Annotated in this window: 19 protein-coding genes; 5 read left to right on the plus strand and 14 right to left on the minus strand. The window is 47.6% G+C overall.

Features of this window, described 5'->3' with window-relative positions:
• The first annotated feature begins 105 nt into the window (after positions 1-105).
• The gene (locus F0316_RS10445) at positions 106-1,590 is read left to right on the plus strand and encodes a carbon starvation CstA family protein (protein WP_000964317.1); all 1,485 of its coding nucleotides are present in this window, start codon (positions 106-108) and stop codon (positions 1,588-1,590) included.
• Positions 1,591-1,726: 136 nt separating this feature from the next.
• Here the strand turns inward: F0316_RS10445 and ispH are convergent, their stop codons facing one another.
• The 6 genes from ispH to murJ form a co-directional block, all read right to left on the minus strand.
• On the minus strand, positions 1,727-2,689 hold the full coding sequence (ispH, locus tag F0316_RS10450) for a 4-hydroxy-3-methylbut-2-enyl diphosphate reductase (RefSeq protein WP_001883831.1): 963 nt from the start codon (positions 2,687-2,689) through the stop codon (positions 1,727-1,729).
• A 34-nt stretch (positions 2,690-2,723) separates the two neighbouring features.
• Positions 2,724-3,158, minus strand: coding sequence for an FKBP-type peptidyl-prolyl cis-trans isomerase (gene fkpB, locus F0316_RS10455; RefSeq protein ID WP_001068088.1), 435 nt, complete (start codon positions 3,156-3,158; stop codon positions 2,724-2,726).
• Positions 3,159-3,320: 162 nt separating this feature from the next.
• Entirely contained in the window at positions 3,321-3,836 is a 516-nt protein-coding gene (gene lspA, locus F0316_RS10460; protein ID WP_000071973.1) for a signal peptidase II, read from the minus strand.
• 15 nt (positions 3,837-3,851) lie between these two features.
• Positions 3,852-6,701, minus strand: coding sequence for an isoleucine--tRNA ligase (ileS, locus tag F0316_RS10465; RefSeq protein ID WP_149560469.1), 2,850 nt, complete (start codon positions 6,699-6,701; stop codon positions 3,852-3,854).
• A 30-nt stretch (positions 6,702-6,731) separates the two neighbouring features.
• Entirely contained in the window at positions 6,732-7,700 is a 969-nt protein-coding gene (ribF, locus tag F0316_RS10470) for a bifunctional riboflavin kinase/FAD synthetase (RefSeq protein ID WP_000420409.1), read from the minus strand.
• A gap of 68 nt (positions 7,701-7,768) precedes the next feature.
• Complete coding sequence (gene murJ, locus F0316_RS10475) at positions 7,769-9,331, minus strand: murein biosynthesis integral membrane protein MurJ (RefSeq protein WP_001911253.1); 1,563 nt, start codon at positions 9,329-9,331, stop codon at positions 7,769-7,771.
• A gap of 257 nt (positions 9,332-9,588) precedes the next feature.
• Here murJ and rpsT point away from each other — a divergent pair, with 257 nt between their 5' ends.
• Complete coding sequence (gene rpsT, locus F0316_RS10480; protein ID WP_000002742.1) at positions 9,589-9,849, plus strand: 30S ribosomal protein S20; 261 nt, start codon at positions 9,589-9,591, stop codon at positions 9,847-9,849.
• Positions 9,850-9,916: 67 nt separating this feature from the next.
• Here rpsT and F0316_RS10485 read toward each other — a convergent pair whose 3' ends face one another.
• Entirely contained in the window at positions 9,917-10,219 is a 303-nt protein-coding gene (locus F0316_RS10485) for an ArsR/SmtB family transcription factor (RefSeq protein ID WP_001053149.1), read from the minus strand.
• Positions 10,220-10,441: 222 nt separating this feature from the next.
• A complete protein-coding gene (nhaR, locus tag F0316_RS10490; protein ID WP_000018876.1) occupies positions 10,442-11,332 on the minus strand; it encodes a transcriptional activator NhaR in 891 nt (296 codons plus the stop codon).
• A gap of 394 nt (positions 11,333-11,726) precedes the next feature.
• On the opposite strand from nhaR, the gene F0316_RS10495 reads away from it, so the two are divergent.
• Positions 11,727-12,875 (plus strand): Na/Pi cotransporter family protein, encoded by a 1,149-nt coding sequence (locus F0316_RS10495; RefSeq protein WP_000609761.1) that lies wholly within the window; start codon positions 11,727-11,729, stop codon positions 12,873-12,875.
• 92 nt (positions 12,876-12,967) lie between these two features.
• Here F0316_RS10495 and F0316_RS10500 read toward each other — a convergent pair whose 3' ends face one another.
• Genes F0316_RS10500 through rppH form a run of 5 tightly spaced genes read right to left on the minus strand, consistent with a single transcriptional unit; the run spans position 12,968 to position 18,244 of the window.
• Entirely contained in the window at positions 12,968-13,819 is an 852-nt protein-coding gene (locus F0316_RS10500) for a thymidylate synthase (protein WP_000816212.1), read from the minus strand.
• Between the two features lie 9 nt (positions 13,820-13,828).
• Entirely contained in the window at positions 13,829-14,644 is an 816-nt protein-coding gene (gene lgt / locus F0316_RS10505) for a prolipoprotein diacylglyceryl transferase (RefSeq protein ID WP_001135560.1), read from the minus strand.
• 28 nt (positions 14,645-14,672) lie between these two features.
• On the minus strand, positions 14,673-15,467 hold the full coding sequence (locus F0316_RS10510; RefSeq protein WP_001019422.1) for a sulfite exporter TauE/SafE family protein: 795 nt from the start codon (positions 15,465-15,467) through the stop codon (positions 14,673-14,675).
• 9 nt (positions 15,468-15,476) lie between these two features.
• Positions 15,477-17,723: a phosphoenolpyruvate--protein phosphotransferase gene (gene ptsP / locus F0316_RS10515; protein ID WP_149560470.1), complete on the minus strand. Its 2,247-nt coding sequence runs from the start codon at positions 17,721-17,723 to the stop codon at positions 15,477-15,479.
• 2 nt (positions 17,724-17,725) lie between these two features.
• Positions 17,726-18,244 carry an RNA pyrophosphohydrolase gene (rppH, locus tag F0316_RS10520; protein ID WP_001911254.1) on the minus strand — a complete coding sequence of 173 codons (519 nt, stop codon included), beginning with the start codon at positions 18,242-18,244 and terminating at the stop codon, positions 17,726-17,728.
• 630 nt (positions 18,245-18,874) lie between these two features.
• Between rppH and mutH the strand changes: the two genes are divergently transcribed.
• Entirely contained in the window at positions 18,875-19,540 is a 666-nt protein-coding gene (gene mutH, locus F0316_RS10525) for a DNA mismatch repair endonuclease MutH (RefSeq protein ID WP_000801222.1), read from the plus strand.
• A gap of 216 nt (positions 19,541-19,756) precedes the next feature.
• Positions 19,757-20,791: an NADP(H)-dependent aldo-keto reductase gene (locus tag F0316_RS10530; RefSeq protein WP_002043163.1), complete on the plus strand. Its 1,035-nt coding sequence runs from the start codon at positions 19,757-19,759 to the stop codon at positions 20,789-20,791.
• Between the two features lie 37 nt (positions 20,792-20,828).
• On the opposite strand, the gene F0316_RS10535 is transcribed toward F0316_RS10530, so the two are convergent.
• Positions 20,829-21,080, minus strand: coding sequence for a hypothetical protein (locus F0316_RS10535; RefSeq protein ID WP_001249919.1), 252 nt, complete (start codon positions 21,078-21,080; stop codon positions 20,829-20,831).
• Positions 21,081-21,555 lie beyond the last annotated feature (475 nt).

The following is a 21,555-nucleotide window of genomic DNA, read 5'->3' on the forward strand; positions in this document are numbered from 1 at the left end:
GCTTAATTCACCACACGACCACTGACTCGGAAAGCCAGTGAAGCTCGCTTATTGATAAATTACTATCCACAGTGAGCTTAATTCATTAACAAAAGGACAAACGCTATGTTGTGGTTTCTAACCTGTGTCGCAGCCCTCGTTGGCGGTTACTTTATTTACGGAGCTTTCGTAGAGAAAGTATTTGGCATCAACGAAAAGCGTCAAACCCCTGCCCATACAAAAACGGACGGCGTCGACTATGTACCGATGTCCACCCCAAAAGTGTATCTCGTACAACTGCTGAACATCGCTGGTGTGGGTCCTATCTTTGGTCCAATCATGGGTGCGCTGTACGGTCCAGCCGCCATGCTGTGGATCGTAGTTGGCTGTATCTTCGCGGGTGCAGTACACGACTACTTCTCAGGTATGCTTTCTATCCGTAACGGTGGTGCTTCGGTTCCATCCATCACGGGTCGTTACTTAGGCAATGGCGCAAAACACTTTATGAACATTTTTGCCATTGTGTTGCTGCTTCTGGTTGGTGTGGTGTTCGTTTCAGCCCCTGCTGGCATGATCACTAACCTGATTAACCAACAAACTGACTTCACCGTCAGCATGACCACCATGGTCGTGATCATCTTCGCTTACTATATTCTGGCGACTATCGTTCCTGTTGATAAAATCATCGGCCGTTTCTACCCACTGTTTGGTGCGCTACTGATTTTCATGTCGGTTGGTTTGATGACGGCGATTGCGTTCTCTTCTGAGCACCAAGTGCTGGGCGGATTTGAAATCAGCGATATGGTGAAAAACCTCAACCCGAATGACATGCCTCTGTGGCCAGCTCTGTTCATCACCATCGCTTGTGGTGCTATCTCTGGCTTCCACGCGACTCAGTCTCCGCTGATGGCACGCTGTATGGAAAATGAGAAGAACGGTCGCTTCGTGTTTTACGGCGCGATGATTGGCGAAGGCATCATTGCTCTTATCTGGTGTACTGTTGCTCTCTCTTTCTTCGGCTCACTGGAAGCGCTGTCTGAAGCAGTGAAAAACGGTGGCCCAGGTAACGTGGTTTACGGTGCTTCTTTCGGCCTGCTGGGTGTGTTTGGTGGTGTGATTGCTTTCCTTGGCGTGGTGATCCTGCCTATCACTTCGGGGGATACCGCGTTCCGTTCAAGCCGTCTGATCTTGGCTGAATACTTCAACATGGAGCAAAAAACACTGCGTAACCGCCTACTGATGGCTGTACCTCTGTTCGTTATCGGTGCTGTGTTGACCCAAGTCGATTTCGGTATCATCTGGCGCTACTTCGGTTTTGCGAACCAAGCGACCGCAGTCATGATGCTGTGGACAGCCACCGCTTACTTGATGCGCCACAACAAACTGCACTGGATCTGTACGGTACCTGCGCTGTTTATGACTACCGTGTGTATCAGCTTCATCCTTAACAGCAGCACCTTAGGTTTTGGCTTACCAATGCAGATTTCAACCATTGCAGGTGTACTGGCTTCTCTGGGTGCTCTGGCTTACGTAGCGAAAGTATCCAAAGGCAAAGGGGAAACCGATCTTGCCGATGAGGAGAAACCACAAGGCGTGACGAAAACCGCTTAATCTCGACGCTTCAATCACCTGATTGAAAACGAAAATGGCTCCCAATCTGGGAGCCATTTTTTTGTGCGATATTCCTTTGCAAAGAAATTGCAAAGAAACCATCCATCTTGGATTCACAAGATGGATGGCGAAATGATTAATCGACTTGCTTAATTTGCAGCTCTTTAGGCACTTCAAAGAACATGTTCTCTTCGCGGCCAAGCACCTCTTCTACCGACGTTGCGCCGAGCTCTTTGATGCGATCCAAGATTTGGTTTACCAACTCTTCTGGTGCCGAAGCGCCCGCAGTCACCCCAATTAACTGCGCATCAACGAACCACTCAGGGTCGATATCCTGTGGGCAGTCAATCAAGTAACCGGGAGTGCCCAACTTCTCAGCCAACTCCTTTAATCGAGTCGAATTCGATGAGTTTTTCGAACCCACCACCACCATCACATCGACTTGCTCAGCCAAGATACGCACCGCATCTTGACGGTTTTGGGTGGCATAACAGATGTCATCTTTACGCGGGCCTTGGATCTTCGGAAATACACGGCGCAGCTCATCAATCACATCCGCCGTTTCATCGACTGACAACGTTGTTTGGCTCACATAGTGCAGGTTACTTGGATCTTTCACCTTAGCTTGCAGTGATACAACATCTTCTGGTTTTTCGACCAGATACATGCCGCCTGTATCACTGGCATACTGCCCCATCGTGCCTTCCACTTCAGGATGGCCTGCATGACCAATCAACACCACTTCCATATGTTTGCGACTGGCACGCGCCACTTCCATATGCACTTTAGTCACCAGTGGACAAGTCGCATCAAATACCGTCAGTGAACGCTCTTTCGCTTCTTGGCGAACCGCTTGCGACACGCCATGAGCCGAAAAAATCACAATGTTATCGTCGGGAACTTCATTTAATTCCTCAACAAAGCGGGCTCCACGCTGCTTTAAACCCTCGACCACAAAGCGGTTGTGCACCACTTCATGACGCACATAAATCGGCGGCTGATAAAGCTCCAGCGCACGCTCAACAATGCTGATCGCGCGATCCACACCCGCGCAGAAACCGCGAGGGTTGGCTAACAGTATTTTCATTGGTTTGCTCATTGCTAGTCGTTATGGTTGGCTATTGTAAGGAAACTCACTCAACAGACAAGATCTCAACATCAAAGGTGATGTCTTGCCCTGCCAATGGGTGATTGAAATCGACAGTAACTGAGTCACCGGCGATCTCCGTGATGATTCCGGGAATTTCCATTCCGTCAGGGCCACTGAAAGCCATAATGGTTCCGACCTCTAACTGCAGATCACCACCAAGAAACTTACTGCGATCCATGTAATGGACATGATCTGGATTGGGCGCGCCAAACGCATCTTGCGCTGCTAAAGCGACCGATTTTTTCTCGCCCGGCAACATTCCGAGTAAACACTGCTCGAAATTGGGGCTCAGGCTACCATCGCCCATCACTAGCTTGGCCGGTTTTCCTTGATTATGGGTACTGTCGGCAACAGAGCCGTCCTTAAGCTTGATCGTAAAATGCAGGGTAACTGCAGAGTTAGAGGCAATAGGGTTCACGTTATCACTACCTTGTTATTGTTTAACGAACGCCGCTTCACTTTAGCGGAGACGGGCGGGCGCTGATGCCAGCCTTTATAGTAAAAAGCGCCCTCCGAATCAACGGACGGCGCTTGTGGTTATTTGCCGCAGTGTCTTTGCTTTACGGCGCAATGCAGAGCACTAAGACTGACTTGGTGCACTTTTCTTAGCGCGAAAACCATCGAGAATAATCATCGCTGCGCCGATACAGATCGTACTGTCGGCCAAATTGAACGCTGGCCAGTGGTAGGTTCCCCAGTAAAAATCGAGATAATCGACCACAAAACCATGCACGATGCGATCAAACACATTGCCCACGGCACCGCCAATGATCAGCGCATAAGCAATATTGTTCCACTTATCACTCGCCGGAAGACGACGCATCCAGTAAGCGAGCATACCGGTGACCACAAAGGCAATACCCGTAAATAGCCAGCGCTGCCACCCTTCCTGATCGCTCAGAAAGCTAAAAGCCGCGCCATAGTTATGCACATACAGCAGGTTAAAAAAAGGCAGCACCTCAATACGGTTTGCCCAACCATAGCCCATGTTATCCATCACAATTAACTTGATCGTGATGTCAGCAATGAACACCAGAAGCGCCAGCCACAGCCAGCGCAATCCAGATTGTTTAAGAGTCAGAGACGAATTCGACATGATGGTTAGCCCAAGTTACGCAAATTTGCGTACTTCGCCTTCACCCTCAACATTAGACACGCAGCGACCACAAATGGTGGAGTGACCTGCAATCGTGCCTACATCAGGGGTGTGGTGCCAACAGCGATCGCACTTCTCTGCTTCGGTTTTGTTCACTTGAACAAACAAGCCATCGATATCGGTCGCCTGTGCAGCCTCGCTCTTCTGAGCCAGTGGCTTCACCACGGCTTTTGAAGTCAGCAGAACGAAACGCAGCTCATCGCCCAGTTTCGCTAGCTTACTCGCCAATGCATCATCAGCAAACAGCACTAATTCTGCTTGCAGTGAACCACCGATCAGTTTTTCGTTACGAGCGTTTTCCAGCAGTTTGTTGACTGAGCCACGCACTTTCTGAATATCATTCCAGAATGCGTTATTTAGCTCTTCGCCTTCTGCCAAACCAAACAGGCCATCAAACCATTCCGTGGTAAACACGAACTTGTCACGTGCGCTGCCGTCAGCTTGCTGCGCTGGCATTGCGTTCCAAATTTCATCAGCGGTGAATGACATGATAGGCGCCATCCAACGAACCAGAGCTTCCACAATGAAGAACAGAGCAGTTTGACAGCTACGCTGTGCATGACCACCACGTTTGGCTGTGTATTGACGGTCTTTGATCACATCCAGATAGAAAGAGCCCATCTCGATTGAACAGAAGTTCATCAAACGCTGTACCACTGCGTGCAGGTTGTAATCCTGATACGCTTGAATGATCTCTTGTTGCGCGGCCAGTGCGCGACCGACAGCCCAACGATCCAAAGCCACCATGTCTTCAACAGGAATGATGTCTGTGGTTGGGTTGAAGCCGTTCAGGTTCGCCAAGAAGAAACGTGCGGTGTTACGAATACGACGGTACGCATCCGCAGAACGCTTAAGGATCTCATCTGAAACCGCCACTTCACCAGTGTAATCGGTTGATGCCACCCATAGACGCAGAATATCCGCACCCAGCTTGTTGGTCACATCTTGTGGAGCAACCACGTTACCGATCGACTTCGACATCTTGCGGCCTTGGCCATCAACCACGAAACCGTGCGTCAATACTTCTTTGTAAGGCGCTTTGCCTTTCATCGCCACCGAAGAGATGAGGGATGATTGGAACCAGCCGCGGTGTTGGTCAGAACCCTCTAAGTACATGTCCGCTTCTGCGCCGTTGAATTCTTGACGTGCATCCACAACCGCAGAGTGAGTCACCCCTGAGTCAAACCATACATCTAGCGTATCCAGCACTTTTTCATAGTTGGCCGCATCTTCTGCACCAAGCAGTTCCGCAGTATCGAGATCCCACCATGCTTGAATGCCTTTTTGCTCAACCAGTTGTGCTACTTTCTCAATCAGCTCGGCGCTGTTTGGATGCAGTTCAGCGGTTTCTTTGTGCACGAACAGTGCAATTGGCACACCCCAAGTACGTTGACGAGAGATACACCACTCAGGGCGACCTGCCACCATACCTTCAATACGACTTTGACCCCAATCCGGCATCCAATGTACGCCTTTGATTGCCGTCAGAGCTTGTTCACGTAGACCGGCTTGTTCCATAGAGACAAACCATTGCGGCGTCGCACGGAAGATGATCGGCGTTTTATGACGCCAGCAGTGTGGGTAGCTGTGCTCATACGCGTGATGATGCAACAACGCGCCTTTTTCTTTCAGCACTTCCAACACTGAATCGTTGGCTTTAAATACGTGTTGCCCCGCAAACAGCTCAGTGTCTGGCAGATATACGCCATTTGAACCCACAGGGTTTGCCACTTCCAAACCGTACTGTTGACCAACGGCAAAGTCTTCTTGACCATGACCCGGCGCAGTATGTACCACACCAGTACCAGAATCGGTCGTCACGTGATCGCCTAAAATGGCAGGCACAGTGAAGGAGTAGAATGGATGTTGGAACTGTACCAATTCAAGATCGGCACCAGTTGCGAAACCAAGGTTATGGAAGTGTTCAATGCCCGCGCGATCCATCACCGATTTTGCCAGCTCAGAAGCCACGATAATGCGCTCTGGTTGCTCACCTTCAACTTGGATCAGTACGTATTCTAAATCTGCACGCAGACATACCGCGCGGTTAGCTGGCAGTGTCCAAGGTGTGGTTGTCCAGATCACAATCGACACATCACCTTTGCCTTCATGGCCAGCAGCCAGACCAAACTTAGCCAGCACAGCGGCTTCATCAGCGGCTTTAAAACGAACATCAATCGAAGGAGAAACTTTGTTTTTGTACTCGACTTCCGCTTCAGCCAGTGCTGAACCACAGTCGGTACACCAGTAAACCGGTTTAAAACCTTTCAGCAAGTGGCCGTTATCAGCAATTTTGCCTAGTACACGGATGATGTTGGCTTCGGTTACGAAGTCCATAGTGCGATAAGGCTTATCCCACTCGCCCAGAATACCAAGACGCTTAAAGCTCTCTTTTTGGCCTTCCACTTGGCCTGCCGCGTATTCGCGACATTTTTCACGAAATTCGGCCGCGGTGACTTTTTGCCCCGGCTTGCCCACTTTCTTCTCTACCATCAATTCGATCGGCAGACCGTGGCAATCCCAACCCGGAATATAAGGCGCATCAAAACCTGACAGGGTTTTCGATTTAATAATGACGTCTTTAAGAATCTTGTTCAGAGCGTGGCCAATATGAATATCACCGTTGGCATAAGGAGGGCCATCGTGTAATACGAAAGATTTTTTGCCTTTTTTAGCCTGACGGATCGCACCGTACAGGTCTTCTTGATACCAACGTTGCAGCATTTCTGGCTCGCGTTTGGCCAGATCGCCGCGCATTGGAAACCCTGTTTCAGGAAGGTTCAGGGTATCTTTATACTCACTCATCGATTCTTAATTCCGTTATATTGGGCGAAGTTAGACATGTTGTTGCTGGGTGGAATCAACCGAGCAACCCTTAAGCTGACGCAGCCACACCCTTGCTGCTTCAGCATCCAATTCAATTTGTTGCTTTAGTGCCTCAAAAGAGGCGAATTTGCGCTCATCACGTAATTTATGTAACAGCGCGACTTCCAACTGCTTTCCGTACAGGTTGCCTTGAAAGTCAAAAAAGTGCACTTCTAGCTGCTGACGAACACCATCGACCGTCGGACGATTACCGATATTGGCAACCCCACCGACTGGCGTTGGGCCCAAACCATAGGCTTCAACCACATACACTCCAGAAACCGGAGAAACACAACGTTTCAGTGGAATGTTGGCGGTGGGAAAGCCGATTGTTCGCCCGAGTTTTTGACCATGCGAGACACGACCACTGATGCTGTAATGGCGCCCCAACATAGCCGAGGCACTGCTCAATTGGTCAGCCGCTAACGCTTCACGAATCGCGGTACTACTCACGCGCAGTTGTTGCAAACAGAAGCTTTGGGTGCTCACCACCTCAAAACCTAGGGCCTGCCCTGCCTGTTGTAGCAGCGCAAAGTTACCTTGACGCTCTTTACCGAAGCAGAAATCATCACCAACCACCAGAAACTTAACACCCAAACGGGTCACCAACAAGTCACGAATAAACGTGTGGGCATCCAATTGGGCAAAATGATGGTTGAAATTAACGCACAGCAGGCGATCAACCCCGAGTTTGCTCAGTTGCACAAACTTATCGCGCAGGCGTGTTAAACGCGCGGGCGCTTGTTGTTTGGCAAACAGCTCTAGGGGCTGAGGTTCAAACGTCATCACTACCGAAGGCAAACCCATCTGCTGGGCACGCTGCACCACCTGACTGAGCACTTGTTGATGACCAAGATGAACACCGTCAAAGTTGCCAATCGTCAATACACAGCCGTGATGGCGAGATTGAATGTTATGAATACCGCGTATTAATTCCATCGGAAGATGCTTAAAACCTATATTTTGATTCTCATGGTGCGAAACTGGCGGATTATACCTAAAGCTCGCTACTCTGTCGCCGCTTTTAGATCTTTGAGACGGACACCCAGTAACAGCAAAATAGCCAGATAAGATGCCACGCCAAGGCCAATCAAGCCTGTCAGCGTCAATGCGCGCTGACTGATTCCCCAGCTCAGCCATGTAGCCATAGTGTCTAACTGCCACAAAAGCGCACCAGTCATTACCGCTCCCGCCATCGCCAGTCGCGCAACAAACCAGACGGTTTTGCGAGTCAGATGATAAACACCTTGTAAGTGCAAACCACGATAAAGCAGTGCCATATTGAGGAAAGCGGACATCGAAGTCGCGACCGCCAAGCCAACATAGCCGTAAAACCACGCAAAGATCGCGTTAAGCACAATATTGCTGACCATAGCGATAATTCCGTAACGTACGGGGGTTTTCGTGTCTTGACGTGAGTAATATCCCGGCGCTAACACTTTGATCAACATAAAGCTGAGCAAGCCAGATGAGTAAGCGAGTAACGAATAGGACGCTTGCTCTACATCGCTTGGAGTAAATTCCCCGCGCATAAACAGCACCATCAGCATAGGTTTTGCCAGTACCATCAAACCCAGCATGGCAGGAATGCCGAGAAACGTGACCATGCGAATCCCCCAGTCCATGGTGTGGGCAAAGCCATCACTGTGCGCATCTACATGTTTACGTGACAATGCTGGCAAAATTACTGTGGCAATCGCAATCCCAAATAAACCGAGGGGGAATTCCAGTAAGCGATCCGAATAATAGAGCCAACTGATCGAACCGGTTTGCAGAAAACTGGCCACGAAGGAGTCAAATAACAGGTTGATTTGACTGACCGATACTCCAAACAGCGCAGGAATCATCAGTGTGCGAATTTTCACCACCCCAGGATCTTTCCAGCCCCATTTAGGCCTAACCAGCACTCCAGCCTTGATCAAAAATGGCAGTTGAAATAAAAACTGGACTAAACCACCTAAAAATACGCCTATTGCTAAGCCCACTTCCGGCTGTTCTAGATTTGGCGAGAGGTACCAAGCACACAGAATCATCATCACGTTCAAGAAAACTGGCGTGAAAGAGGAGACGGCAAACTTACCTAAGGTGTTTAAAATTGCCCCAGACAAGGCAACAAAGGTGATAAACCACAAATAGGGAAAAGTAATCTTAAGCAGTAGGCTCGCTAACTCAAACTTTCCTGCTGCAGGGCCCCCATTCAGCCAGTCTAAGAACCAACCTGCGCCAAATAATGCGGTGACGGCGCCAGAGCCGAGCACGCCAATTAGCGTCACTATGGTCACTAAAACACCGAGAGTTCCCGACGCTCGCGCAATTAAATCTCGAGTTTTATTGATATCACCCGAGGCGTGATATTCGGTTAATACCGGGACAAATGCTTGAGAGAAGGCCCCTTCTGCAAATAATCGGCGTAAAAAATTGGGAATTCGGTTGGCAAAAAAGAATACGTCAGCACTTGCGCCTGCGCCCATCAAATTGGCCACAACCACATCGCGCACTAAACCTAAAACACGAGAAATCAAAGTCATAGCACTTACAATGATGCCAGACTTGAGTAAGCGTTTACTCACGGTAACCTCGAACAAAGAGTCAAAACCACATTATCTGATTCGAAAGGATAAGAATGTCATAGTGAGATCAGATAAGTATTAGCATTGGTAAAAAAATGCTGATAGAATCCCCGCCATCTTAACCGCGAAGGCTCTTCGATACCAAGTTTGTTTGGTCCAGTTGGGTTTTTGCACAAATCATTTGACATTAAAGAGCAAATCGGGGATATTTCCCGCCCTTAAAATGTCACCGAACTAAGTTTTTGGGAGTTAGACCCTTGGCAAATAACAAATCTGCTAAGAAGCGCGCTATCCAAGCTGAGAAACGTCGCCAGCACAATGCTAGCCGTCGTTCTATGATGCGCACTTACATGAAGAAAACTGTTGCTGCAATCGCTGCTGGCGACAAAGAAGCTGCAACTGCTGCATTCGCTGTAGTTACACCAATCCTAGACCGCATGGCGACTAAAGGCCTTATTCACAAGAATAAAGCAGCTCGTCACAAGTCTCGCTTCTTTGCTGCTATCAACGCTCTGTAATAGAGTTTGATCTTCAGCAACAAAAAACCGGCCTACGCCGGTTTTTTTATACCTTTTTTCGACCACCCTACTGATTCGCCTGACAATAAAGACGGTGCAACAGTTCAATCATCGCCTTCACTTCTGTACTGCTCAACGTATAAAACACGGTTTGCGCTTCTTTACGTGTATTCACTAAACCATCACGACGTAACCACGCTAGATGTTGAGAAAGAGCAGATTGGCTGAGTTCCAAACGGCTGCTCAATTCCCCTACCGACAGTTCATTGTCCAATAACATACACAAAATTTGCAGTCGCCGCTCATTGGCCATCGCTTTGAGCAAAACTACCGCTTTGGCAGAATTTTTTTCCATCTCTTGGAGATTCATTGGTGCCCCCTTTAAATACGGCATTTTAATTCCAATCCATTCATTCACTTTTCTCTGTCGTTCTAATCACCGATGTCGTAATTCGGTTGAGTGATCATGATGGGTCGAAATGGTGAAAGCGGAGAAAACTCGCTGATAATGATAAAAAACTAATCAAGAACGCTAGTTTATTGTTTTCACTTATCATTGGGTAGTGATCAAAGACTTAACAGTGATAATTATTCACAAAAATAAGTTAGTAAAATCAGCATCACAGACATTTTTTACTGCTGGGTGCTGGATCATGCGTTCAGCGAAGATGACATAATACTCCTCTTTAATCTCATCCACATGTCCGATGAGTTTCAATGATGATTCCGCATCCACTTCTGAGACATAAAAAGAAGGAGCCATAAACACGGCATCACTGTGATAGATGGCAAACGCTTTCATTAAAGCAGAGTCATCAAATTCACCGAGAATATGCGGTTGTAACCCTTGACGATCAAACCACTGCCGCACTTTACGCCCCATTGCGGTTCGACTGCCTGGAACTAACAATTTTTTACTCTGCAACACCGCGGGGAATGGCGCAAAATCCACGTCACCAAAGCTGAAAAAACTCATGCGACTCTCACCGAGTTTTTTACTAAATAAGCCGGGACTTTGGCTCGAATCCACTGGGCAATCAGATAAGATCATATCCAACTTATGCTGGGCTAACTGCTCTAATAGCATCTCATGGGTTGATTCAAAGCAGCGTAGATGAATCCGATTATCACCGGGTACTGAGGTCAGCAATATTTTGCTCACCAATCTTTTGGATAAGGCGTCTGCCACCCCCACATCAAACAGCAAGTTTGAACGCTGGCTATAGTTAACGATATCCAACATTTCATAACTCAAGCCAAACATGCGATCAGCGTATTTAAAGACCAACTGTCCCAATTCAGTCGGCTCAATACTGCGCCCATTACGTTTCGTCAACTTACCATCAAGTCGATCTTCCAAAGCTTTGATCTGCCCAGTCACGGTTTGGGGCGTTAAAAACAGAGCATCGGCCGCTTTGGTTACCGAGCCTTGTTTACACACCATCCAGAAATAATAGAGGTGGTTATAGTTAAGATGAGACATGAAATCGACTACCTGCTAGAAATCCCGTTTTCCTTATAACAGATGCGATCTTTTACAACAATAAGTTCGAATAAACCGAAACAATAAACCGTTTAGTTAGGATTTTTCATAAACAAAAATACGAACTGTCATAAACTGATAGCACCCGAGGCCTATCGACAAGCTCATTACACACTTTGTTACAACCCAACCACCAAGTGGCACCGGCCACAAACCCATTATAAAACATAAAGTTAACAAAACCCTTATCACTCATTTTTTAAGCACGTTGCAATATTGATGAATAACTCATCAGTTACACCGAAATGTCATATTAGTGAAATATTTCCTCTCTACCATCAGCCTCGAATTCAACAATCGACCGAACCCTTAACAACGGTCCACGGAGAAAATAATGATAAACCAAGCAACTTCCCCGGCAGCGCCGATTTCGCTGACCACGAAAGGCCTACGTTGGGCAAACTTGGCTTTCATGCTGTATTTACTACTTCTTGCAGTCGCGATGGTCGGCAGCGGTTTTAAATGGGCAACCGGCGATCAAGCCAAAGTTCTATTTGAATTTGCTTCCCACCCAATTGCAGGATTGATGATTGGTTTAGTGGCAACGGCACTGATTCAATCCTCAAGCACGGTGACTTCTATTATTGTTGGTCTCGTTGCCGGTGGGTTACCGGTTGAAACCGCGATTCCTATGGTGATGGGTGCCAATATTGGTACTACTGTGACCAATACTCTCGTCAGCCTTGGCCATATGCGCTGTAAAGAAGAGTTTCGCCGTGCTTTCGCCAGTGCCACCATCCACGATTTTTTCAATCTTCTCGCGGTGCTGATCTTCCTACCTCTAGAAATGATGTTTGGAATTTTAGAGAAAGTCTCACACTGGCTCGTTTCGCCTCTGCTTGCGACTGGCGATATGAGCATGAAAGGTTTTGACTTTATCAAACCGATTACCAAACCTGTCATCACAGGTCTTGAAACCCAGCTTTCGGTATTGGGTAATACTTTCGGTGGTGTCGCACTTATCGTATTGGGTATTGCGACCATTTTCGTCGCCATTACGGTGATGGGCAAACTAATGAAGAGTTTGATGGTTGGCCGCGCACGTGAAATTCTACAAAATGCGATTGGCCGAGGCCCACTACACGGTATTGCTTCAGGTACAGTGGTTACGGTATTAGTTCAATCTTCATCGACCACAACCAGCCTAATGGTTCCTCTCGTGGGCTCTGGCGTGCTGAAAGTGCGTGAAATCTACCCATTTACCTTAGGTGCGAACATTGGCACTTGTATTACTGCTCTGCTCGCCGCAACCGCAGTCTCTGGTGAGTTTGCCGTGTTTGCTCTGCAAATTGCGCTGGTGCACTTAAGCTTTAACTTGATGGCTACAGTCTTGATTTACGGTATTCCTTTCTTACGCGAACTGCCTATTAAAGGTGCTGAACTCATCTCAACTTGGGCTTGTAAGAGCAAAATGGTGGTGGTGAGTTACTTATTGGGTGTGTTTGTCGTCATCCCCGGCAGCATTCTTGCCCTAACCGCTTAAGCGTTAAAGCATCATCTGTATAAAAAAAGCTCCCGACCTTCGGGAGCTTTTTTTATATAAAACCCATCAAGCCATACCGCCTGAATACGGGATTAGACTGAAAACGGGTATTGAATAGGATCGTGGAACTGATATCCGGTGACGTCAAAATCATCCAAAGTGACCCAAGTTTCCAAATCATGCAGTGTTTTAATCTTTGGATTGATATGGAACTGAGGCGCTGGGAATGGCTCACGTTTTAGCTGCACATCGCGCATCAATTCGAGTTGATCTTGGTAAATGTGCGCATTGACGATCTTGTGATACGCCAAGCCCGGCTTTTTCCCTGTGATCTGTGCCATCAGCGCAAGGAACACATAAACCTGCACCATGTTGAAATTCAAACCCAAGGGCACATCACATGAACGCTGAGTGCTGTTGAGATACAAGGTATCCCCCAGCAATGAAAAATGATGGCTGTACATGCAAGGGCGCAAACACCCCATATGAAATTCACCCGGATTGTAGAAGTTAAGAATTTCACCTCGGTCATCAACGCCACGGCTCAAATCATCAACAATCTTTTTCAACTGGTCAATATGACCACCATCAGGCTTAGCCCAAGCTCTACCCTGAACTCCATACACGCGTCCCATGTCATCCTCACCTTTACGGTAAGGATTGTTGAGCCATGCTTGGTTTAAATTGGCATTAGCATCCCAGGTTTTGGTACCTAATTGGCGAAAATCCGCCGCATTATCGTAACCACGAATATAGCCGAGCAACTCGGCTACGGCAGCTTTCCAAAAACTCTTGCGTGTAGTCACTAGAGGAAACTGATTGTTGCCCACATCGTAGGTCAAATCGGCATTAATCACGGTCAAACAACGCTTGCCCGTTCGTTCATTTTCAACCCAAACACCTTGATCGACGATGCGCTGACAAAGATCTAAATACTGTTTCACCTAACTACCCTATTTTGCTGCTACACGGTCTTGATACAAACCGCGCTTGTAAGACCAAACCATCATCAAAATACCGATGATCACCATAGGTAAGGAGAGGATTTGCCCCATTGAAATGAAGCCACCAAACAGACCCAACTGAGCATCTGGCTCACGAACGTATTCCACAAGGAAGCGGAATGTACCGTATCCAGCTAAAAACAGTCCGGATACGCTGCCTAGCGGACGAGGTTTACCAATAAACCAATTAAGAATAAAGAACAGAACCACGCCTTCTAAGGCGAATTCATAAAGCTGTGAAGGATGGCGCGGCAGTGGGCCACCATTAGGGAATACAAAAGCCCAAGGCACATCCGTCACTCGTCCCCAAAGTTCACTATTCATAAAGTTACCGATACGTCCCATCCCCAAACCGAATGGCACCAAGGGGGCAACAAAATCGGCCACACCAAAGAAGGTGCGTTGGTTTTTACGCGCATACCAGAACATGGCGGTGATCACACCCAATAAGCCGCCATGGAAGGACATACCGCCAGTCCACACTTTGAATAAATAAAGAGGGTCAGCAAGGAACAGATCAAAATTGTAGAAGATCACATAACCAACTCGGCCACCGATCACTACACCTAAAAAGCCGGCGAATAACAAGTCAGAGACTTGCTCACGCGTCCAACCACTGCCGGCGCGATCCGCTCGGCGATTGGCCAACCACATAGCAAAAAGGAAACCCACCAAATACATCAAGCCATACCAGCGCACCGCTAGAGGGCCGATCGAAAACAATACGGGGTCAATATTGGGAAACTGCAGATAACCCTGAGGCATAACAAACCTTCTCTATAAACAATGAGTATTACTGGAACAACATGGTCACAGCGACGCACATTAAAAAAATGGCAAAGAATCGCTTAAGCCTTGCTGTTGGCATTTGGGTGGCAAGTTTAGCGCCAATTCGCGTGGTAAGCATCGATGTTGTAGCAATCGCTAACAATGCAGGTAAATAAACATAACCAAGGCTGTATTGTGGCAAGTTCTCCACTTGATAACCGTGCAAAATAAAACCAATCATGCCCGATATCGCAATCGCAAAACCACAGACCGATGAAGAACCTATCGCCTTTTTCATTTCAATGCCATGTCGATTCAAAAAAGGCACCGATAAAGAACCGCCGCCAATACCGGCCAAACTTGAGATCACCCCAATTCCGGTACCGCACAAGGTGGTAATCCATGCACTTGGCATTGGATGATTTTGTAATGCACGTATCGAACGGTACATCTGCACACTCAAACAGAGCACAATGACCCCGAACACTTTGGGTAAATATTGGCTTGGGATCCATTCTGCAACCACTGAGCCTAAAAACCCACCGACCACCACACCCGGCATTAACCATTTCACGACAAAAACATCGACATTACCCAGCTTTAGATGGTTTAGTGCCGATGAGCCTGATGTGAGTATGATCGTCGCTAACGATGTGGCCAGCGCAAGCTGCATCACAATCTCGGTCGAGATGCCAGCATAAGGCAGTAAAAACAGTAGAGCGGGGACCACTAGTAAGCCGCCACCAATGCCCAATAAGCCAGCAAGCACACCCACCACTGCCCCTAACAGCAGCAGTATAGCTAAGAGTTCAATATTCACATTTGGTTCCTATTTTTTGCCTGCACGGACAAAACCTGCAAAACCGTGTTTTTCGATATAGGCGAGCATCATATTGTAGATTTCTCGTCCATAAGGTTGGGTTAATGCCAGCTCAGCGAGCTGGGTTAATTCCGCCAGTTCAGAGTGTCGCACCAGATATTTCACTTTAGCGACGTTAGACGTGTTCATACTTAAGGTGGTGTAGCCTAACCCTATCAACAGCAAAGCACCAATCGGATCTCCGGCTAACTCACCACAGACACACACGGGTATTTGATGGGTCACACAAGTCTGTTGGATCTGCTTCAGTGCCATCACCACCGCAGGATGCATAGATTCATACACATCCGCCACACGCGCATTGTTACGATCCACGGCAAGCAGATATTGGGTCAAATCGTTTGTACCGACAGAGACGAAATCAATTTTATCGGCAATCAGTGGCAGCAGATACAGCATCGAAGGTACTTCGAGCATGATCCCGATTTGCGGCATCACCACGCGTGGATCTTGTTGCGAAACTTCTTGATAGGCTTGATAGATAAATTTCAGCGCATCATCCAGCTCTTTGGCACCGGAAATCATCGGCAGCAAGATGGATAAATTCCCCGACTCCGCACTTGCTCTGAGCATGGCGCGCAGTTGGATAATAAAAATGTCAGGATGATCTAAGGTAAAACGGATGCCACGCCAACCGAGAAATGGGTTGTCTTCCTCAATCGGCAAGTAAGGTAAAGGCTTATCACCTCCGATATCGAGCGTACGCATAACAACACGTTGATGAGGGTAAGTGTTCAGCACATGCCGATATTGCTGAGTCTGCTCCTCTTCTGAGGGAAATCGGTGCTGCAGTAAGAAAGAGATTTCTGTGCGATACAACCCAACGCCATCCACCCCTTGATTGACGGCAATACTGGTATCGGCACTCAAACCGGCATTCAGTAACAATTCGATTCGTGCGCCATCAAGAGTACATGCGGGCTCACGAATCGCCTCATTGACCATGCGCGAGAGCTCACGCTCTTCATTCGCTAAGGCACGATACTCATTCAGAATGGTTTTCGAAGGCGAAATGAATAACTTACCGCTGTAGCCATCGACAATGCCTTTTTTGCCATTCAGATCGCGCAGGTTAATCGATACCCCCATCACCGCAGGAATGCCTAACGCGCGCGACAAAATAGCCGCATGGGAGTTGGCCGCGCCTTCAAGAGAGACGACAGCCAGCAGCTTATCTTTGGGCAGTGCGGCTAACACGCTCGCGGTCAGCTCTCGCACCACCAAGATAACCGGCTTATCGATTTTGGGCTGATTGGTTTCGGTATTGAGCAAGAAAAACAGTAAACGTTGTCCTAACTCACGAATGTCTTGCGCTCGCTCTCGCAGATAAACATCCGACATGCGCGCAAAACGGTTCGAATAACTTTCGACCACTTGGCGCAGCGCCCAATCGGCACGATCCCCTTTTTGGATCTGCGCTTTGAGATCTTTCCGCAGCATAGGATCGTTCAATAAGTGAGTGAACAGATCAAAAATGGCTAACGCTTCTTTGTTGATATCCCCATCGAGCTTTTTACGCATCCGACGAAAATCGGCCAGCGCACTCTCTACCGCCAAGGCAATGCGCTCTTGCTCAAAATCAGGATCCAGAGCTGAGGCGGGTAGCACTTCGGACAGATCTGGCTGGGTATCATCCCACCAAAACTCACCAATCGCGACCCCAGAAGAGGCGGCAACACCCGTAATGGCCTGCTGCTTTTTGGATAAACGCCAGTGACCTTGCGTTTGAGCATGCGCCACCAGCACCGCGAGCTGCGCTGCAAGGGTAACTAAAAAGGAGACTTCCATCTCGCTAAATAAACGGGGAGATTTTTGCTGCACCACCAGCACACCAAGCACCTGTTTGCGATAGATGATCGGTGTACCGAGGAAGGAGTGATAAACCTCTTCACCCAACTGCTTAAAATATTTAAAGCTCGGATGTTTTGAGGCTTCGGCTAAGTTAATCGGTTCGGCAGAACGTTTAACCAACCCGACCAAGCCTTCATCAAAATCAATATGGATCTTATCGCCCTTGAACTTCAGACCTTGTGTGGCCATCAATTCCAGACGGTGCATCTCTTCATTCGCTAAATAGACAGTACAACACTCTGTGCTCATCGCCTCACAGGTCTGCTTTACAAAAATATCCAACGCCTGATAGACGTCTTCGACTTTTGAAACTTGTTCTACTATGTCCCTTAGCTGAGAAAGCATGCTTAACCTCTGTGAGTGTTGCGTTTGCCCTTCACTTTCCGTTCTTTAAATGGCATCGCTAATGAGGCGAACTCTTTCATTGCGCGGCGATAAACATCACGCTTAAACGACACCACTTGCCTAACCGGATACCAGTAGCTTACCCAGCGCCAACCATCAAACTCAGGGGAACTGCCACGTTGCATGTTGATTTTCGACTCATCACATTCCAAACGCAGCAAGAACCATTTCTGTTTTTGTCCGATACAGACAGGTTGAGAATCCCAACGCACCAAACGCTTTGGTAACTTATAACGCAGCCAATGACGACTGGTTGCAATCACTTTGACGTCTTTTTTGGTTAACCCAACCTCTTCGTATAGCTCACGGAACATGGCTTGCTCTGGAGATTCTCCATCATCGATTCCCCCCTGAGGGAACTGCCATGAATGTTGCCCGTATCGTTTCGCCCAGAAAACCTGACCATGGTTGTTACAAATCACAATCCCGACATTTAGCCGGTAACCATCGCCATCGATCACTGGCAAACCTCTAGTAAATTCTTTAATTGCGTTGATTTTTCCACATATCCCCAAGCGGAGCAAACTTACTATTGTGATTAGCCCGATATTTATTAGTAAATGGGATAAAAAAGGATAAGTTCTGTGCCAGATCTAAGTTATCAACAATTTTATGAGACATACCGCGCATTTATTCACGTTTTCTGTGAATAACCGTGTGAAGAAACTTGGGGGCTGTGTAAAAAAAGGCATTTATCAACAATGACCGATCTGACAACCAGAAAGAAAAACAACAAAAAACAAATGAAAAACAAAAGGTTAAATCAAATCATTCCATAATCAGAAACTTAACCTATCAGACCACATGAAGATCCTCACCAGAAGGTTAAAGATCCATCAATTCGTCATCCTTACACCTTTGTGAGTGCTCAATCGTCGAGAGAAGCATCAATCCAATCTCAGTAGGCCCTCTCTGGGTACTGTTTATTGATCCATACCTTAGCCTACTCTCAAGCCAACAAAATAAAGCTGTGGATAACCTCATCAATAGACCTCTTAATCTCATTTCAAGCATCAAAAATCGTTCATCCATGGCAAGCGCAAGCAAAATCAGTACAATCCCCACTGTGATTATCCAAACCGAAAGCCTTTATGAAACCAGCACCGACGACTCAACAAGAATTACTCACGCGAGCCCAACAAATTGCAGGGCTGAGTTTTGCTGAACTCGCCGATGAAGCAGGCATGACCGTACCGCCAGATCTGCGTAAAGACAAAGGCTGGGTAGGCCAGTTACTGGAATGGCACTTAGGGGCGACAGCAGGCAGTCGTCCACAACAAGATTTTGAACATCTCGGGATTGAGTTAAAGAGCATTCCCATCAGTTACACCGGAAAACCGTTGGAGACCACTTTCGTTTGCGTCGCCCCACTCACCGGAGTTCATGGCTTAACATGGGAGCAAAGTCACGTGCGCAATAAGCTCTCTAAGGTGCTCTGGATCCCGGTACAAGGTGAGCGCGAGATCCCGCTCGCTGAACGCTGTGTGGGCTCTCCTTTGCTGTGGAGCCCTTCTCCCGAAGAAGAAGCGCAGCTCAAAGCGGACTGGGAAGAGCTAATGGAATGGATTGTGCTGGGTAAAGTGGCACAAATTACCGCTAAACACGGTGAAGTGCTGCAACTGCGCCCTAAAGCCGCCAATGGTCGAGCGCTCACTGAAGCCTATGGAGCCAACGGACGCCCAATCAAAACCCTGCCACGTGGTTTTTATCTGCGTACCCAATTTACTGCGCAAATTCTGCAGCGCTATTACGCCTAGTTATCTTCACAACGATCTTTTTTGTTTTCGCAGTGTCGTGACTCGCTTATAGTGAAAAAACTGTCTCCCTCGTGACTGGGTTCTATTTGTGGCGACAGCGCAAACCTCTGTGATTTTTCTTATTCCGAATGTAACGAAGTCGCCACCATCACTCGGCTTCAACTTCCAATACAAGGGAATATCATTCGTTCTTTGGCTCTAAGACAAGGAAGTGCTATGCAATATACCAAGCTGCCTCATTCCAGCCTCGAAATCAGCAAGATCTGTTTAGGTACCATGACGTTTGGTGAACAGAATTCGCAAGCTGATGCCTTTCAACAGCTCGATTATGCTCTTGAGCGTGGAGTGAATTTTATCGATACGGCGGAGATGTATCCGGTTCCGCCAACGGCACAAACACAAGGTAAAACCGAAGAGTTTATTGGCAATTGGCTGGCTAAATCCGGTAAGCGAGAGAAAATCGTGCTCGCCACCAAAGTCGCTGGTCCACGCAATGTGCCTTACATTCGCGACAAAATGGCGCTCGATCATCGCAATATCCATCAAGCGGTCGATGATAGCCTACGTCGTCTGCAAACGGATTATATCGACCTGTATCAACTTCACTGGCCGCAGCGCCAAACCAATACTTTCGGTCAGCTCAACTACCCTTATCCAGACAAACAAGAAGAAGTAACGCTGATTGAAACACTGGAAGCGCTCAATGATTTGGTGCGCATGGGTAAAGTGCGTTATATCGGAGTCTCTAATGAAACGCCGTGGGGAGTGATGAGCTACCTGCGTCTTGCAGAAAAGCATGAACTGCCAAGAATTGTCTCGATCCAGAACCCTTATAATCTGATCAACCGCAGTTTTGAGGTGGGACTTGCCGAAATAAGTCATCTGGAGGGCGTTAAGCTACTCGCTTACTCGCCACTCGCCTTTGGTGCTTTAAGTGGTAAATATCTCAATGGTGCTCGTCCTGCGGGTGCGCGTTGTACACTGCATCAACGCTTCTCACGCTACTTTACAGAACAAGGCATTCTTGCAACAGAAGCCTATGTCGCATTAGCCCAGCAATTTGGGCTCGATCCTGCGCAAATGGCACTGGCGTTTGTTAATCAGCGCCCATTTGTGGCCTCGAATATTATCGGAGCCACAACGATGGAGCAGTTAAAATCGAATTTGGATAGTTTGGATATTTCATTAAATGCAGAACTTCTGCAAAAAATTCAGGAGATTGGAACCACTTATTCCAATCCCTGTCCTTAGTGATGTGGGGGCTGGTGCACAGACCAGCCCCTTAGCATTACGTCGGTATTCGCGCAGCTAACACTCGACGAATATGTCTCACACGGCGTTCCGCGACAACAGCATCCGGTAAACTCAAGCCGATTGGACGACCATCCGTTTCCAAGCCAATATCACGCAACAAATGCGGATTATTCCAAGGTAGATGGTAACTACTTCTGCGCACTTTACGCTTCCACACTCGCTCCTCACGGCGCAGCTCAGCACGAACCAGTAACACAGCTAATTGTAAGTAAATAGATTGACGCATGGTATTTTCTCCAGTGGTTTTGCTGGGGAAAATGACGATCGAAAGGGAAAAGTCAGAAGACACTCCTACTCAGCTGCCATTTTCCGCAGCCTAATAAGAGGTTACGGATTAATTCAGTGATCTTTGCTCAAATCATTGCCCATTGCGCACACGGGAAAATCTCGGAGTGCAGTTTGGGTTGAATCAAGATCAGAAGCGCAAAGCAATGATGCAGATACGAAATGTGCCATGATGCGCCTCCAAGCAAAGTCAATTAATCCAAAAGAAAGGTGATATTGAGTGAGTGAAACTTACGATTAAATTCTAAACAACTCAGGTAACAATATTCAACATCTTATTACACATGCTCGAAAAAACAGCGTTTTTCGCTAAGTCAGAGTTTTTATCGCGTTTATGAATAACATATTCAGCCAAGGAATAAACACAAGGCGCTATATGCATCCAAAGATTGATACTCGACATAAGCCATAACACT

Origin of the sequence: Vibrio cholerae, from assembly GCF_008369605.1 — a bacterium.
Classification (GTDB): Bacteria; Pseudomonadota; Gammaproteobacteria; order Enterobacterales; family Vibrionaceae; genus Vibrio; species Vibrio cholerae.